The 15,344-nt window shown below is 65.7% G+C and carries 12 protein-coding genes; all 12 read right to left on the bottom strand.

Annotation, left to right across the window (positions count from 1 at the left end):
- On the bottom strand, window positions 1–2,586 hold the full coding sequence (gene dpdF / locus ACIG87_RS28880) for a protein DpdF (RefSeq protein WP_396854767.1): 2,586 nt from the start codon (window positions 2,584–2,586) through the stop codon (window positions 1–3).
- Complete coding sequence (gene dpdE / locus ACIG87_RS28875) at window positions 2,576–5,671, bottom strand: protein DpdE (RefSeq protein WP_396854818.1); 3,096 nt, start codon at window positions 5,669–5,671, stop codon at window positions 2,576–2,578. Before dpdE ends, dpdF begins: the two co-directional genes overlap by 11 nt.
- A 527-nt stretch (window positions 5,672–6,198) precedes the next feature.
- On the bottom strand, window positions 6,199–7,344 hold the full coding sequence (dbpB, locus tag ACIG87_RS28870; protein ID WP_396854766.1) for a DGQHR domain-containing protein DpdB: 1,146 nt from the start codon (window positions 7,342–7,344) through the stop codon (window positions 6,199–6,201).
- Window positions 7,341–8,582, bottom strand: a complete 1,242-nt coding sequence (dpdA, locus tag ACIG87_RS28865; protein ID WP_396854765.1) for a tRNA-guanine transglycosylase DpdA — start codon at window positions 8,580–8,582, stop codon at window positions 7,341–7,343. Before dpdA ends, dbpB (ACIG87_RS28870) begins: the two co-directional genes overlap by 4 nt.
- Window positions 8,579–9,739, bottom strand: coding sequence for a DGQHR domain-containing protein DpdB (dbpB, locus tag ACIG87_RS28860; protein ID WP_238672869.1), 1,161 nt, complete (start codon window positions 9,737–9,739; stop codon window positions 8,579–8,581). The genes dpdA and dbpB (ACIG87_RS28860) overlap by 4 nt, the downstream gene beginning before the upstream one ends.
- Window positions 9,721–10,527, bottom strand: a complete 807-nt coding sequence (locus ACIG87_RS28855; RefSeq protein ID WP_396854764.1) for a hypothetical protein — start codon at window positions 10,525–10,527, stop codon at window positions 9,721–9,723. The genes dbpB (ACIG87_RS28860) and ACIG87_RS28855 overlap by 19 nt, the downstream gene beginning before the upstream one ends.
- Before the next feature lie 145 nt (window positions 10,528–10,672).
- On the bottom strand, window positions 10,673–11,512 hold the full coding sequence (gene folE2, locus ACIG87_RS28850; RefSeq protein ID WP_396854763.1) for a GTP cyclohydrolase FolE2: 840 nt from the start codon (window positions 11,510–11,512) through the stop codon (window positions 10,673–10,675).
- Window positions 11,509–11,865 carry a 6-carboxytetrahydropterin synthase QueD gene (queD, locus tag ACIG87_RS28845; RefSeq protein WP_099855491.1) on the bottom strand — a complete coding sequence of 119 codons (357 nt, stop codon included), beginning with the start codon at window positions 11,863–11,865 and terminating at the stop codon, window positions 11,509–11,511. Before queD ends, folE2 begins: the two co-directional genes overlap by 4 nt.
- Window positions 11,865–12,503, bottom strand: coding sequence for a 7-carboxy-7-deazaguanine synthase (queE, locus tag ACIG87_RS28840; protein ID WP_396854762.1), 639 nt, complete (start codon window positions 12,501–12,503; stop codon window positions 11,865–11,867). Before queE ends, queD begins: the two co-directional genes overlap by 1 nt.
- Before the next feature lie 8 nt (window positions 12,504–12,511).
- Entirely contained in the window at window positions 12,512–13,213 is a 702-nt protein-coding gene (queC, locus tag ACIG87_RS28835; protein WP_396854761.1) for a 7-cyano-7-deazaguanine synthase QueC, read from the bottom strand.
- Between the two features lie 100 nt (window positions 13,214–13,313).
- A complete protein-coding gene (locus ACIG87_RS28830; protein WP_396854760.1) occupies window positions 13,314–13,496 on the bottom strand; it encodes a hypothetical protein in 183 nt (60 codons plus the stop codon).
- Window positions 13,497–13,834: 338 nt separating this feature from the next.
- Entirely contained in the window at window positions 13,835–14,773 is a 939-nt protein-coding gene (locus ACIG87_RS28825) for a replication-relaxation family protein (RefSeq protein WP_396854759.1), read from the bottom strand.
- Window positions 14,774–15,344: the final 571 nt, after the last annotated feature.

Genomic DNA, 15,344 nt, shown 5'->3' with positions numbered 1-15,344 from the left:
TCACAGCGCTCCAAGGGCGGTCTCGAGCGAGAGTGAAGCGTCGCACATCTGCCGCAGACTAATGGTCGGCCGTTCGGGATCGGGCAGGTCCTGGGAGTGCACGAGGTAGGTCGGAACGTCGTCCTGCAGGCGCAGACGTACGGCGGTCGGCAGGGCGGGCAGGTCGTCGGCGACCCAGACTAGCGGCCCGGAGAAGGATTCGGTGAGGTTGCCGTCGTGGTCCACGATGACCGGGTGGGGCCACGCTTCGCGCTGTATGCGGTTCGCGAGACGTGCGGTAATTCCGGGGCCAGCAAGCACCCCCAGACCGCGCCGTGCGAGCTGCGACAGCAGTTCGGGCAGAAGATCATCACGTGCAATTGGCGTCCGCCACCAAATGCTCAACCACGGATGGTCACCGCGGATCAGTGCGAGGGGATCACGGCCTCCCTCCCAGTGAGGAATTGCGGGATGGGGTTCGCCGCCGTCGCGGTAAAGAGGATCGTCGCCTCGCATGTCGGGCCATCGCCGGCAGCGAGGGCATCCTCGACAGCTCACGGCGGTGCCCAACAGCCCGCCTCGCCATGGTATGCGGTAGTAGTCGCCGAGGACGTCGCCGACGCATCGGTCACCCTTTATCAATGCCTGCAGGCGGTCGAGCGCAGCGGTTTGCTGCTGCGCGACAAGTGCCCGTTGTGTGCCGAATGCTCGCCCCCAATGTGATCGGTCATTTGTCTGACCATCCTGCAGCCGAAAGACCACCCGGGCATCGAGGCCGCTGAAGTACTGGTCCAGCCTGGCCTGCCACAGACCATCGGGCTCGTCCGGTAGCCGTTCAGGGGCTTGTGATTCTTCAAGTGTGATGAGGCCGGCGCGTGACATCAGGTTCAAGGTGCGGACGTTCCACTGGCGGTTGTGCCGTGACTCGGCGAGGACGTGCGGCGGAACCACATCAAGACTTGTCTCGTGGCGGCCGTCCCCGAGATCAGAAGCGGCTCGAGACATGGTGCGCCACCGGTCCCAGCCTTTCTCGGGGCTGATGACGATGGAGGCGTTGAGCCGCTTCGCCGTCTCGTCGTCGCCGGGTGCGATAGTCAGGTAGACGGCTGCGGGGCGGCCGTCGCGCCCACTGCGTCCTACTTCTTGGTAGTACCGGTCCAAGGTTTCGGGCAGGCAGGCGTGCACAACGCTGCGCACATTGGACATGTCTAGCCCGAGGCCGAAGGCTGACGTCCCGACGACGATGTCGTGTTCGGTCGGCGCCGGTTTGCCTTCATTGTTTTCTCCGCGCCATCCCATCACGGCGGCTCTGCGCTCGGCATCGGACATGTCGCCCGTGACCTCCGCGACGCGAAGGAGCCCGGCAGTCTTGAGCCGGCGAGTCCAGTCCCGCGCATCTTTCTTTAGGGACGTGTACAGGATGAGCGGGCGGGGCAGGGTGCTGACCGCTTGCAAAACGGCGGCGCATCGGTCGGCTTCGGTGCTGAAGCGTTCGACGAAGTAGGACGGTTCGCGGCGTGTTTGCGACGCCCAGACCAATTCGACGCGACCAGGCGAACTGAACAGCTCCACCAGCGTCTGGATCTGGTGTTCGGTCAGCGTGGCGCTCATGGCTACTGTGATCAACTCCCGGCCAGGCGGTGCGATGGCGAGCCAGGAGCGACGCTGCCCGCTCATCGCCTGAAACTCTGGACGGAATTCATTGCCCCACTGTTCGACCAGGTGCGCCTCGTCGATGATCAGGTGAGTGAGGTAGCCCTGCCGTGTCGCGTCGTCCAGTGCCTGGCTGAGCCCGGTCAGGATGGCCTCGGGAGCCGCGATGACGACGCGTTGGCGACCATCACGGATGTCCTTGCGGATGGCCTCTTTGACGTCTTCCGAAGTTCCGCCGGTGTATGCGTAATAGCCGCTGGGACTTTGCTGCTCCCCGAGCGATGTGAGCAGCGCACGCAGACGACGTTCCATGTCCATGGCCAGTACGACCGTGGGGACCACGACGACTGCGACACCGCGCTGCCGTGTCGCGGGCAGGACGGCAGCCCACGCCACCTCGGTCTTTCCCTGGCCGGTCGGCAGACACACGATGGTCGTGCTGCCGGCCGGTGCCGTCACGATCGCGCGAGCCGCCTGCCGCTGTCCCAGCGAGGTGTAATGCTGAAAGCCGGTGCCGAGTGCGCGGCTCCAAAACGGATCCGCCGGATGAGCTGACCTAGGGGTGGCGTCCCCGCCGTAGACCTCGAGAACCTCCTGCTTGGCGGCGCCCTCCGACAGAGGGGCGTCGGTGCGAGGATGCCAGATCCGTGCCGTCACCGAGAAGCCCGCAGCCACTGACAACGCCTCGCAGCCCACGTCCTCCCACTGTTGGCGGCTCGGGAGGGCTGGGCTGTTGGGCACAATGAGGGGCCAGTCGCCACCCTGGCGTGCCTCGTTCTCGAGCAGGATCTGACGGGTCAGCCCGACCACATCACGCCATCCTGCACCACCGGCGGTCAGGCCAACGAGCGCATCACGCAGTCGCGCACAGCTGCCCGAGGCAGGGAACGTGGCTGGAACCTTGGGCCAGCTAGCCCAAAGCTCCTGGGCGGATGACCAGCCATCAGTTGCCATCTTGTGGCACCCCCAGTTCGCCGCCAGTCACGCAGGTCACGGCCATTAGCCGGACCTTTGGCTCCTTCAGCGCGTCGATGAGAGCAGCCGCCACGCGGACATCGGTGAGGTAACTATCAGTATCGGACAACAACCGGCCGGCGTTCCGGCGCGCCTCGGCTTGGGCGCGACGGACTGCCCACGCCCGGCCTGCTTCATGCTGCGCCTGCTCCGCGCGCCGTACGAGCTGCGCGGAACGGGTCAACTCGTCGCGTGCAGTTGCTTCGGCGCTGCGGGCGGCCGTCGCCAGCCCTTCGATGTCGCCGAAGTATTGCCATAGAGCAGATATTCGCTCGTTATTGAAGTTGAGGTCGCCGCGATCCTGCGCGTACGGGGCTTCCAGCCACCGCAGGAGATCGGGATCCTGCACGGCCTGGTCTGCCTGCGACGGAAGCCAGATCCGCCGCATGATGGGCGGGAGGATGACGCTGGCCTGACGTCGGAGGGCGTATACAGCGTCCGCCGCGTCTCTGACGAGTTCTAGAGCCGGCTCGATGTCGGGCTCGACCAGGAAGTCAAAGCCGAAGTAGGAGCGGAGCTCTCGACCGCGGACGCCCGGGCGCCAGAACACGCACGCTTGGCCGCGATCGTCGATCGCCACAACGTTCGCGAGCAGGTCGACAAAAGGGTTACCCAGCCGGAAGAGCCGGGTGTTCGGTGTACGCAGAGCGGTGTTCCTGTTGAAGGTGCCTTGCATGGCTGCCGGTGGGACGGACCGTCCGGAGATAGCGAGGAGCCGCGGGGACACCAACGGGTTTGCATGGGCGCGTTCGAAGCGCATGACGTGCCGAATCGATCCCTCGGGATGGATAGCAAACCGCAGCCCACCGGCTTCGGCGCCGGCGTAGAGCCGCATCGCTTTTTCGTGGGCGCCCCAGCGAATCTCGGTAGTGGTCATCGCCTCAGCGACGGTGAGGCCGAGCGAGCCCTCGTGCACGGCCTCGACAGTGTCCATCCCGTCGATCTCCCGACGCTCTTCTCTGAGGACGTCGGCGACCATATCGGCCATCTCCAGCATCGCCGCCGGTCCATCCCGCAGGCCGGTCTCCCAGATGGTCGTGGTCAAACTATTGAGGGCGTACTGCAGCGCCGACACAGAGTCGTCGAAGATGCGTACCGCACTCGTGAGCAGCGTCGTCCAAACGGCGGCGAAGGAGTTGTCGGCGTGACCGCCAGGGGCGACGTACTGCATGGCTGCCCGGTGTCCGGCACCGAACGCGCCGGCGAACCGGTCTACTCGTCCCAGCCGTTGCTCACACTGGTTGGGTGACCACGGCAGCCGTAGATGGATGACGGCATCGGCCTCTTGCAGATTGACGCCGTCCTCGGCGCTGTCGTCTGCAATGAGGAGGCCGCCCTCGGCTCGCCAGCGATCCACGTCCATTGCGCTCGCCGCAGCACCTCGACGATGGGTGTGCTCGGTGATCCGGACTCGCGCATTCGGTGTCAGGACGTCGGCGATCAAGCCGGCCAGGCTGCCCGCGCCGCAGAACATCACAGCGCGTTTGTGCTGTCCGAGCACCTGAAGGTAGTCACGCATGTCGGGCTCTGCAGCATCGTTGTCGTCGAGTTTGCGCAGAAGGTCCTCGTCGTCAGGCAACACAGCTGCCGCAGCAAGCACCTCACGCTCGTACTCACTCAGGCCAGCGCGCCGAGCAGCCGCGTCGTCACGGTGAATGCGCCACCGGAGAGCGTCCTGCAGATCCCCGGAGAGACCGTCACTGCGCGACGACAGCACCGCCAGGACGAGGCCATACGCTTCGGTGCGGTCGTCGGCGTTGTGGTCCAGCAGCCAGTGCGAGACGTGTTGCTGCCACGTCACCAGCGACTCGCTGACCAGTTCGTCATTGGCGGCGACGCTCAGTACGGTAGGTCGCTGCCGGCCAGTGACCTCGAAGGGCAGTGCGTCCACGGAGTCGTCGCCTGCCGACGTAAGGACGTTGTGCCGGCGATGGCGGATGATTCTGCGATGCATGCGGTACGTCTCACTGATGTGGGCCCGCAAGGCATCGACGTGTGACCGGAGGATCTCGCGCTCGCCTTCGTCGATCAGGTCGCCATCGGCAGTTAGCAGGTCCGAAACACGACCGGCAAGATCGCGGAACGTTATGTCGCCGGGGAGGAGGTCCGAGATCTCCGCGATGGCGCTCGGAAGCAGAGGCTCGAAGTCCGCGTCGAGCGCGAAGACGGCGTTGGCCAGCACGCGCCGTGCCTGGAATCGCTGGGTGAACTGCGGCAGGTCCTCCCAGCGGTAGAGAGTGGGATCGAGCAAATGCAGCATGCCGAGGTGCGCCTGCGGCCGCGACATCGGCGGTGTAGCCGACAGGAGCAGCAACCGGGGCGTGGAGTGCGCCAGCTGGGTCAGTTCCCGATATCGGGCTTCCGTTGGGTCGGCCGCATCGGTCAGGCGATGCGCCTCGTCCACCACAACCAGGTCGAAGCCGTGGTATTCCTCCCACTTGTCTGGGGTTTCATGGCGGGTGATCTTTATCGTTGCTGCCGGGAAGTCCTCGGTGAAAAACTTTCCCTGCAGTTCACGGCTCCATTGCTGCCGCAGCATGTCCGGCGCGAGGACGACGATCCGAGCGGTCGGCTGATCGAGGAGGCGCTGCCGGATGACCAGTCCAGCCTCAATGGTCTTCCCGAGGCCGACCTCGTCGGCCAGGAGGTATCGCTGCACAGGGTCGCTGAGCACGGTCAGCGCAGCTTGCACCTGATGCGGATAGATTTCGATCGCCGCCGACAGCAGCGCGGGAAGGTCGGCGCATGCGGCCCGTTGGGCCACGAGGCTGCTGAGCATCGGAAGCCGGGCATCTCGAAAGTACGGCGACTCGTTGGCGCCCGCTGCGAGGACCTCGACCGGAGAGGCGATCGGCCTGTCCCAGCGCACCCGCAGATGCTGCTGTGGAACCTGGTAGTCGAGGTCCTTGTTGGGTAGGCGCACGAAGTAGACACCAGGGCCACCGCCGATGATCCGGCCCGCCCGCCACCGTCCCGTATCAGGGTCCTGCCAGTAGACCCTCGTCTGGGGTAGAAGTTGCGCCAGACGTCACTCGTCGGCCGGGACCCAGTAGCTCTGCGCGACCGGCCTCGCAATGGACTCGAAGGCATCAATTCGCACATCGCCGCCACGACGTTCTCCCACACGTCCGATACCTGGAACCTGTGGGTGCTCAACGAATTGACCGGTCGGCAGCAGCATGATCGGACTGGTCCCCGTCCCTGCGCGCCGTCCTGTGGACGGATCGGCACCTAAACGCACCAACGCAGGGTATCGACTATCTCTGGCGTGGGGCAGCAGCAGCGGTGCGCACATGATCAGCCGAAAAGCCCAAAAGACCAACCCAACTCCTGAGATGGGTTCACGGTCTCCTCTAGGGCGCCTCCCGCTTCCCAGCCAAGCGCGGTTCGGACCCGGTGCGGCGCCGCCGGTGACCTCAGGGGTCACGACGACGCTCTCCCACCACCGTCCGGTCTGCCGAGCCTGGCGGCCGTGGCTGTGACGTAGGGCCGACCCGAATCCGCCTCAGCCCACCGCAACACCTAAAGTCGCCGCGCGCAATCGATGCTTCACTACCTATTCCGGTACCTGACCTGCAGGAAATCCGCGACGCGCTTGATGTCACGAGGCGTGTTCTGGATGTCGTTCCACCTGCGAACGATGCCGTTGCCGAAGTCCCACTCACCGTCGGTCCAGCGGCAGTCATCGGCGATCGACTTGAGGTGGGCGGCGAACTCCTCAACCTCGACGATCCCGTCGCCCTCCTCACGCGCATGGCTAATGGCGTCCATGAGGTAGCCCATACTGATGATTCCGACGCCGTGCATGAGGCGCGACTTGCGGGGCGGCTTGCCCCACGCTTCGGGGAAGACCTGGCTGACAGCGGTCCAGAAATTGAACAGGACGGTCAACATATAGCCGGTGGTCGGCAGCGCCTCGTCGTTGCGGAACCGGTAGAGGGCGCCGTCGCTCAAACTGGTCTCCAGCATCCTCAAGACCGAGTTGTCCTTGATGACGCCGGACGGGTTGGTCGGGGTCTGGATCATCCGGTTGAGTGGAGACCGGGCGTCGAAGTTGAGCCCCTCGAGCAGGGTTGCCGGCAGTTGACGTACCCGTAGCGGAGTGGGCAGCGCGCCCGAGGCTCCGGGCAGGAGTTCGTGGATGAGCCCCTTCGGCAGCGCCTTGGTGGAGTTGACGAGGATGAACTGTGAGCGCTGATCTGCGGTCTTGTTCGTGATGAAGGCGCTGATGCTCACTGGGAAAGCATCGACCCTGGCGTCGCGGATCGCGGCGCTGCGCTGCTGGCCATCCACAATGAAGCCGGGCCTGTCGTGATCAGGGCCTTCGGTGATCGGGATGATCAAAGTTCCGCTGCGCACGTAGCCGGGGCTGTCGGATTCCGTCTGGCCTGGCTCGAAGCGCACCCGTTCGTCGAACGCGATGACGATGGCGTTGGGGAGCAGGGGGCTGGCGTCGGTTTCTATGTATCGGCGGATCGCCGCGACGTGGGCGAGGACCTCGGGCCGTTGGTAGCCGTGCAGCAGGGCGTCCTCGTCGCGGCGGATGCGGGAGACTGTAGCGATCTTGGGTACGAGCTTGCCGTCCATGGCGAAGGTGTAGAGAAGGCGCCCGCGGCCCTGCTGGATCTCCAAGGCGGGCAGGCGCAACTCCTGGGTGACGGCGGAGTCAGCGGACGCCTCGGTCCGGGTCTTGGTCACGCGGTTGTCCTTCCTCGTTGTGCGCGGAGACGCTGTTCGAACACGTACAGGTTGTGGAAGCCGCGCCGTTTGTTGCGCTCGGAGCCCCGAAACACGACGATCTCAATCCCAACGGCGACACAGAGATCGCAACGACAGTCGCGCCACGGCCGAGCCGCCAACGTCGCACGGTACTGCTCGCTGCGGTCGGACTTGCCGCCGTCCCACAGCGCGCTGTAGGCGACGAGTGCCTCCAAGACCGGCTCGAGGTCAGTCTTGTCTGCGTCGTACTCGCGCAAAAGGGTGAGGGCAGTCCGCTCGAGCGCCATCGCCTCGCCCTGGCCAATCTCGCCAGAGCGGATCCGGGCCTTGAGCTTCGCGTTGCCGTCCACCTGCGGAACGCGCAGGGCGACATGGGTACGGGTGGGGGTGTAGTAGTTGTCCCGGTCGTCCTTGAATGCCTGGCGGAACGGTGAGGTGCTGTCGAAGCTGGTGACGCCGTGGCTGGCGAACGTCGGCACGTCGCCGACGCGGCTCACACCGAGAAGGTGCAGTTGGGTGGAGTACTCTCGGACCTGGTCGATCGCTCGTAGGCAGGCGAGGATTTCATTGGTCTTCAGCGGCACCATGCCGCCGAGCGCGATGCGGGTGTAGCCGATGCGCTGCAGTTCCGCGATCGCGTCCGCGTAGGACTGCGGGCTCCAGCCCTGGGCAACGCCGACAGGGGCGAAGCTGACGTTGCGGGCGTCGCACCGATCCCAGAACTCCTGGGCCAAATCGAGGGTGATCTTCTGGCGGCGGACCCATTCCTGCGCCTTGGGATCGTCGCGTGACGTAGCGGGCTCGTACTGAAAGATCACGTGGTCGACGGCGATGCCGTAGTTGAAGCCGCATCCGTCGTAGAAATCGATGACTTCATCAACGGTGTACGGCGGCCACTCTTCGGCAACGTAGGAGAAGGCACCGCAGTCGCCCATGATCTCCAACGGGGTATGGCCGTTGTCGAGCCGGAAGAACTTCGCGGCGCCTTCACGATAGAGGCGGTGGCGTTGTGCTCCGGTGTACTTGCCCGTGGTGCCGCTGGCCAGCCCATCCACGATGGCCTTGGACACCAGCAGCCCGTCGAACGGCGCTTGGGTCAGGACCTCGTGCGCGTACAGGTCGTCGCGTTGCCGGACACGGAACGGGTCCCGTTCTTCGGTGATGAAGTCGAAGCTCGGATCGACCTGGTCCTGGCTGTCAGGAAAGAAGAATTTCATCGCTGCTCCGCCTGGGCGTTGCGGTGCACCCGGATGAGGTAGTTGGACAATGCCTGGATGTCGCGGGGGGTGTTCTCGACCTCGTTCCACCGCATGTTGAGCTCGTCCCAGGTGCCCGAAGTCCAGCGACAGTACGGGGCGATCAACGCAAGGTGCTCGCGGATCAGGCGAGGCGCGTCCGCTGCGCGGGGATCGACGATGCCGAGCACCCGGCCCATGAGGTGACCCATGGCGCGTATCCCTGCGCCGTGCATCAATCGACTCTTGGCGGCCGGTTTCCCCCAGGCGTCGGGGAAGGTGTCCCGCACGGCACCCCAGTAGGTGTAGAGGGCGTGCAGGACGCCGTCGAAGTCGGTCTCGTTGCGGCCCACGTCCCGATACGGGAACAGGCACCCGGCCGATGTCAAACTGTCTTTGATCAGTTCGACGAACCCTGTGTCGGTGATCACCGCGAGAGCGGTCTGCGACTTGTCCGTCGACGCTCGTTTGATCATCCCCCGCAGCGGTGAGCGTTCGTCGGTGTTGAGCACGTCGCATAGCTCCGACGGAGCCCGGCGAATGGCCAGCCGCGTCGGCAGTGGGCTGTCGACCGCCGGGAGCAACTCCGTCACCAAGCCGCGTGGCAACGGCCGGGTGTTGTTGATGCGCAGGAACTGATCGCGTTGGACCTTCACGGCGTCGGCGACGAACGCGGTGATTGGGACGGGGAAGTCTTTGCGCCGCGTGCGGGACAGCGCCACCGCGCGTTGCTGCCCGTCGACGATCCACGCGGGTTTCGGCCGACCGTTTTCCGCCATGGGGATGGTGAGCGTGCCGGTAATGCCGAGCTCATCTCCTGGGAGCCGGTCGCCGCGGATCTTCTTGAAGTGCACTCTCGACGACAACGCCATGATGATCGGGTTGGGGAAGACCGCAGCGTCGCTGTTGAGGTACTCGACGATCTCCTGGATATGTTTGCGCACCTCAGGGCGTTGGTAGCCGATGAGCTTGCCGGCATGGTCACGACTGACCCGGGAGATGTCTGCGACCTGCAAAATCTCCTCGGCCCGGAGGGTGAAGACATAGAGGGGATATTCGGTGCTCTGCGCGATGCACAAGGCCCGACGGACCATGCTGTTGGGAGGCGGTGAGGCAGGCATCAGGGGCGCGCCCTCCATGCCATTACCTCGGCGAAGAGTTGCCCGAAGCGGGCCTGCTCACATGACCGTCCTGACAGGCGAAGGCGTCGCAGCAAGCCCGTCGCGGTGGCTGCCCGTTCGCCCGCATGCCCACGGATGAAGGCGCGCACCTCTTCGTCGGTAAGACGCTGTCCAGCGGTGCGAGTTGCGGGAACCGGCGTTGCTTGCGTTGTCTGTTCCACACGCTCGCGCAGTCGTTCGCGCCGTAGGTCGTGATCGTCATCGACCGACGAGCGCAGCAGGAACGCTGCGACGCGAGCGTTGAGCGATAGCAGGCTGCCGCCGAGGTGAGGTTGCAGCCTGGCGGTCACCGGTACGACGAGGTCTTCAAGGTCATTAGTGGATGGCCCGACAACCGATAGTTGCTGCGTGTCGTGCAACAGACTGGCCGCAACGGTGACGTCCGTGGCGCAGGCTCGCTGGTAGGCGTCAGAGAGCACCGCGATGATCGTGGCGTGTGGATCACGACGGGCTAGGTCCGCGAATGACCGCGGTTGGTCTGCGTCAGGGCCAGGCCACTCGGTCAGCCTTGTCCACCAGTCGCGGGCGGCGGATTTATCCTCACCGACCGAATCGACCCCGCCCGAGGCGAACGTTGCCGCATACGGTCGGATCGCCGCCGATGCGGCGATGAACCCGTAGCCTGCTGAGCAGACCCATAACGTCGCGGCCCGCGGTGCGATCTGGTCGGGCAGGGTCCGGGCAATCTGCCAATGCTCACCGGCGTACAGATCAACGGCAGGGAAGTTGCTGGCAGAACTGGTCAACAGTCGGTCTGTCCAGGTGGCGAACCGCTGACCTGGACTGCTTTCATGGAGGTTACCCACGCGTAACCGGTCTGGCACTGTGTGTCGTTTCCGGTTGCTGCAGGTGACCACAACGTGCACGTTGGCCGGGCCGGAGTGACCGCTGCTAGCCATCGGTGGAGTCCCGAGTCGTCGCGGTCAGCGTCCAGGGGATCTGCGCGTAGGCGGCGTGGTTGTGGATGCTTTCGTCGTTGACCACGCGGATCCGGTACTCGGCGATGCGGACGTCGTGGACCAGTGCCCCGGCGACGGTGCGGATCATGTCCTCAACGAAGACGGGGTTGTCGTAGCCGGCCATGGTCACGTGGCGTTCGTCCGGACGTTTGAGTAGCGCATACACCGGCGATGATCCGGCTGCCTCGGCGATGTCGATGAGGTGGTCGAACCACAGGCCGGTGGCGGGGGTGTGTGGGCGGGCGTCGATGGTGACCCAGCCGCGTTGGTTGTGGGCGCCGCGGTCGCTGATCGCTTTGCTGCACGGGCACACGCTGGTGACCGGCACCTTCACGGCGAGCACCACCTCGTCCCCACGGTCGCTGGCGGCGGCGGTCAGGGTGCAGGTGTAGTCCATGAACGAGGCGATGCCGGTAACTGGGGCGAGGCGTTCCAGGAAGTACGGGAAGGTGAGAGCGACGCGGGCGGTGGCACAGCCCATGCGTTGGCGCAGGTCGTCGGCCATCAAGGTGACGGCTTGGCTGCTGAGTCGGTCGCGCCAGGTGTGCAGCACGTCGACGAAGCGGCTCAGGTGGGCGCCTTTGACGTGGTCGGCGAGGCTCACCGACATGGTGACTGTCGCGACGGTCTCGCGTTTGTTGCCACGCGCGTCGGAGATGAGCAGGGGGTAACGAAGGCCCTCGACACCGACCTCGTCGAGGGCGATGCCCCGAGTGTCCGGCAGGGCCTGAACGTCTTGCAAGCTGTCGCCCCTGATCTCACTGATCGTCATGCGTCGCCTCGGTAGACGCAGCCTGACGTGCAGGTTTCCCGGACGAGGATCTCTGACAGCGGCAGTTGATCGATGAGTCGTTCCCAGATCCAGCGGGCAAGGTTTTCGCTGGTGGGGTTGTCCAACCCGGGGACATCGTTGAGGTAGTAGTGGTCGAGTTGGTCGTGCAGTGGGCGGAACGCCTTCTTGATTTCGGCGAAGTCCATCACCCAGCCCGTCGCCGGATCGACGTCCCCGCGGACGTGTACCTGCACTTTGTAGGAGTGGCCGTGGAGGCGGGCACACTTGTGCCCGTCGGGCACGCGAGGAAGCCGGTGGGCGGCCTCGAAGGTGAACTCGCGGTAAATCTCCATCAGGCTATTCCTAAGTACTTGTGGGTCTGCAGGCTCAGTTGCCACTGCGGGTGAGCCAGGCAGTAGGCCACCGCTGCGCGGGTGTTGGCCTCCTGCTCTGGGCCGTCCATCGGCTGCAACCGCATGAACGTGAACGCGAGGTCCTCGAAAAGCTCAGGCATCGCGGCGGGCTGGGGATAGACGAGCTTCAGTTCATCGCCGGCCGTCAACACCAGATCAGCGCCGGCCTTGGGACTGACACAGATCCAGTCGAGGCCAGCGGGCGCCGGTTTGGTGCCGTTAGTTTCCACCGCAGCCTCGAAGCCCTCGGCGTGCAGCGCCGCCACGGCGTCATCGTCGAGTTGCAGCAACGGCTCCCCGCCGGTGCACACCACGTAGGGCTTGCTACGGGAGTGCGGCAGGCCCTGCCATGTCTTGGCCACCGCTATCGCGAGGTCCGCGGCGCTGGCGAAACGGCCCCCGCCAGGCCCGTCAGTGCCGACGAAGTCGGTGTCACAGAACTGGCAGATCGCGCGGTGCCGGTCGGTCTCCCGTCCGGTCCACAGGTTGCAGGACGCGAACCGGCAGAAGACTGCGGGTCGACCAGCGTGGCTGCCTTCACCCTGCAGGGTGTAAAAGATCTCCTTGATCTTGTACATAGCCCTGTTCAGCTCTGTGACGTCGTCAAAGCCGGATCGGTCATTCCCAGCTCGGCAAAGCCGCGGTTGCGGAGGAGGCACGAGTCGCACGTGCCGCAGGCGCGGTCGTCGACCGGGTCGTAGCAACTGTGGGTGAGGGCGTAGTCCACATTTAGTTCGAGGCCTCGCCGGATGGTGTCTGCCTTGGTCAACTGAATCAGAGGGGTGTGGATCTTCAGTCTCTGGCGGCCCTCGACCCCAGCCCTAGTAGCCAGGTTCGCCATCTCCTCGTAGGCCTTGATGTACTCCGGGCGGCAGTCCGGGTAGCCGCTGTAGTCGAGTGCGCTGACCCCAATGAAAACGTCCGACGCGTCAAGCGTCTCGGCCCATGCCAGGGCGAACGACAAGAAGATCGTGTTGCGTGCTGGGACATAGGTGACGGGAATGTCATCGGCCGAGAGGTCGCCAACGCTGTCGTGATGCGGTACCGCGATCGACGCGTCGGTGAGCGCCGATCCACCGAAGACCCGCAGGTCAATGTCGGCTACCACATGCTTGGTCGCTCCCAGTGCGGCGGCGACGCGCTCTGCCGCCTGCAACTCGACCGTGTGGCGTTGTCCGTACCTGAAGCTCAGCGCGAAGGTCTCGTACCCTTCGTTCCGGGCGATCGCCAGCACCGTCGCCGAGTCCAAGCCGCCGCTCAGGAGGACTACCGCCTTGCGCTGCGCCATGTTTGTGACCTGATCTCTCGCTCGTGTGAAACTGCAGACCCATGGCGAACCACAGCTATGTAGTTTACCGCTTGCTACGGTACCGAACGGATCGTCAACATCAAGTGCCGCCGCCCACAAATCCTCGGCAAGCTTGGGCGTTCGAGATGGTCGCCAACCCAGCACGCTCGGACTTGAGAAGCCAGAAGCCAAGGTCCAGAGTTTTAGGTGCAGAAACTACCAGCCTGCCGCCGAACACCGAGCTGAAGTTTACGCGGTTACGCTGCGTGGATTCGTAGTCCACTCCGCGACATTGGTGTGCCCCGTCGGGAGCTCTCGCCAGCCTCGACCGTGACTATGGCGCGCAGGCCATGCCCAACGGTCCATGCGGTGACGCAGGCCGTCCACGGTCCGGGGGGGGGGGGGGGGGGGGGGGGGGGGGGGGGGGGGGGGGGGGGGGGGGGGGGGGGGGCGGGGGGGGGGGGGGGGGGGGGGCGCGCGGGGGGGCGTCCCCCCCCCTGCCGCGTGCTTTGGGGGCCGCCCCCCCCCCCCCCCCCCCGCGGGGCCCCCCCCCCCCCCCCCGGGGGGGGGGGGGGGGGGGGGCGGGCGGCCCCCCCCACGCCGCCGTGTGTTCCGCTCCCCTCATTGGCCGGCCCGCTCGTCCGGGGTGGGCTGGTCGTGGGTGGGGTATTGGTCGTCGTGGTGGGTGTCGGTGTAGGGCAGGTCGATGAGGCGGTGACGGCCGGTACGGCCGGGTAGTTGCCAGATCTGGTGGGCGGGGCTGGCGGCGATGGCGTTGCGTAGTTCGGCGGTGGTGGTGGCGATGACCGCTTCCAAGCTGATGCCGGCGATCCGATGGTGCAGGTTCGCCTCGCGTCGTGCGGAGGGGAGGTGCAACAGCACCGGCCACGCCCAAGTGCTCAGGAGGTAGAGCCGCTCGTATTTGATGATTTTGTCGATGAGGACCTGCAGGTTCTCACCGCTGGTGTCGTACTCGAGGAAGAACGGCACGGACCGTTCGCGCTCGGTCCACACCCCGGCCCCGTCCGGCCGGGGGAAGCCGGTCGCTCCGGCGATGATGATGTGCGGGTCGCCGCCTTCGCGGTAGAGGGTGCCCGGTTCGTGGTAGGCCGACGCGGGCTCCCAGCGGACGAGGTCGCTGTCGGGGTGGGTGCGGGCGTGGGCGGCGAGGTCGATGAAGACCTGGTTGCCGCCGAGCAGGTGCGGCAGGTCCGGTCGGTTCGTCAGGGAGTGTTTGCGGCGGCGGGCCTGGTCCCGGCGGCCTCGTGGGAGTCCGCGTTGGGCGTGGACGTGGTCGTAGCCGAGTTGGTCCAGGACGTAGTGGTAGGGGTGCGAGCCTCCGTCGGCTTTGTTTGGTCGGAACCGGTCCACTGCTCGCAGGGCGGTGAGGCGGCGTAGCCGGCGTTGGGTGAAGTCCAGGGATGGGAACAGGGCGGCGGCGATCTGGTCGGTGGTGAGCACGCCGTGGTCGTAGAGCCAGCCCAGGAGCCGGTCGTCGCGGGCGGTGATGCTGGCCTGCAGGCGCAGCAGCGGGTCCGCAGTCGGTAGGTGTTTACCCATGGGCACAAGCCCTGGGGGAGAGACCCGAGATTGGAGGGTCTGTCTGGAGCGGTCCCAGACTCCTGACAGCGGGGCTGACCTGGGCTGTGAGCGGCCGTGAGGGGTCAGGTTGGCGGTCAGGATCAAGACGGACGGTAGAACGGAGATCGGCACTGACCGCTGAAGCGCCGGCCACAACGGGTTCGGCCAGACCGTGCAGTGAGGGTGGGTGTGAGCCGGGCCGGTGACGCTGGTGAGGTTCGCGGTGCGGGGTGATCATCGTTGTTGCTCCAAGGTCGCAGGTGCGAGTGGGTGTGAGGTTGGTGCGCCCCCGTGGCCGCAGCGGGCGGGCGCAACCGGAGGTCCGCAGGGCTGTGCGGAAGCCTGGTTGTACATGCCAACCTGCCTGGTCTCGCGCATGTGGCGAACTTCCGGTGACACGGGCAGTCAGTCGCCTTGTCGGACGAAGTTGGTCACAGCGGCTGCGACCTGCGGTGTGAGTGGGTGATTCGAGAGCGTTCGTCCAGTGTGGGTTTGTAGACGGTCTGAGGGCCGGGCCCTCGCCAGCGGGTCGTCGGTGAATGGCGTAAAA

Origin of the sequence: Micromonospora sp. NPDC051925, from assembly GCF_044548625.1 — a bacterium.
In the GTDB taxonomy this organism is placed as follows: Bacteria; Actinomycetota; Actinomycetes; order Mycobacteriales; family Micromonosporaceae; genus Micromonospora.
The sequence above is the reverse complement of the archived record's forward strand: the minus strand, read 5'-3'. Positions and strand labels throughout refer to the sequence as shown.

What these genes read in the sequence shown, in the direction of transcription:
- dbpB (WP_238672869.1), bottom strand. Translation starts at nt 9,739, where the DNA reads ATGGAGGGCGCGCCCCTGATGCCTGCCTCACCGCCTCCCAACAGCATG.
- ACIG87_RS28825 (WP_396854759.1), bottom strand. Translation starts at nt 14,773, where the DNA reads ATGGGTAAACACCTACCGACTGCGGACCCGCTGCTGCGCCTGCAGGCC.
- queD (WP_099855491.1), bottom strand. Translation starts at nt 11,865, where the DNA reads ATGGAGATTTACCGCGAGTTCACCTTCGAGGCCGCCCACCGGCTTCCT.
- dpdF (WP_396854767.1), bottom strand. Translation starts at nt 2,586, where the DNA reads ATGGCAACTGATGGCTGGTCATCCGCCCAGGAGCTTTGGGCTAGCTGG.
- folE2 (WP_396854763.1), bottom strand. Translation starts at nt 11,512, where the DNA reads ATGACGATCAGTGAGATCAGGGGCGACAGCTTGCAAGACGTTCAGGCC.
- queC (WP_396854761.1), bottom strand. Translation starts at nt 13,213, where the DNA reads ATGGCGCAGCGCAAGGCGGTAGTCCTCCTGAGCGGCGGCTTGGACTCG.
- queE (WP_396854762.1), bottom strand. Translation starts at nt 12,503, where the DNA reads ATGTACAAGATCAAGGAGATCTTTTACACCCTGCAGGGTGAAGGCAGC.
- dpdA (WP_396854765.1), bottom strand. Translation starts at nt 8,582, where the DNA reads ATGAAATTCTTCTTTCCTGACAGCCAGGACCAGGTCGATCCGAGCTTC.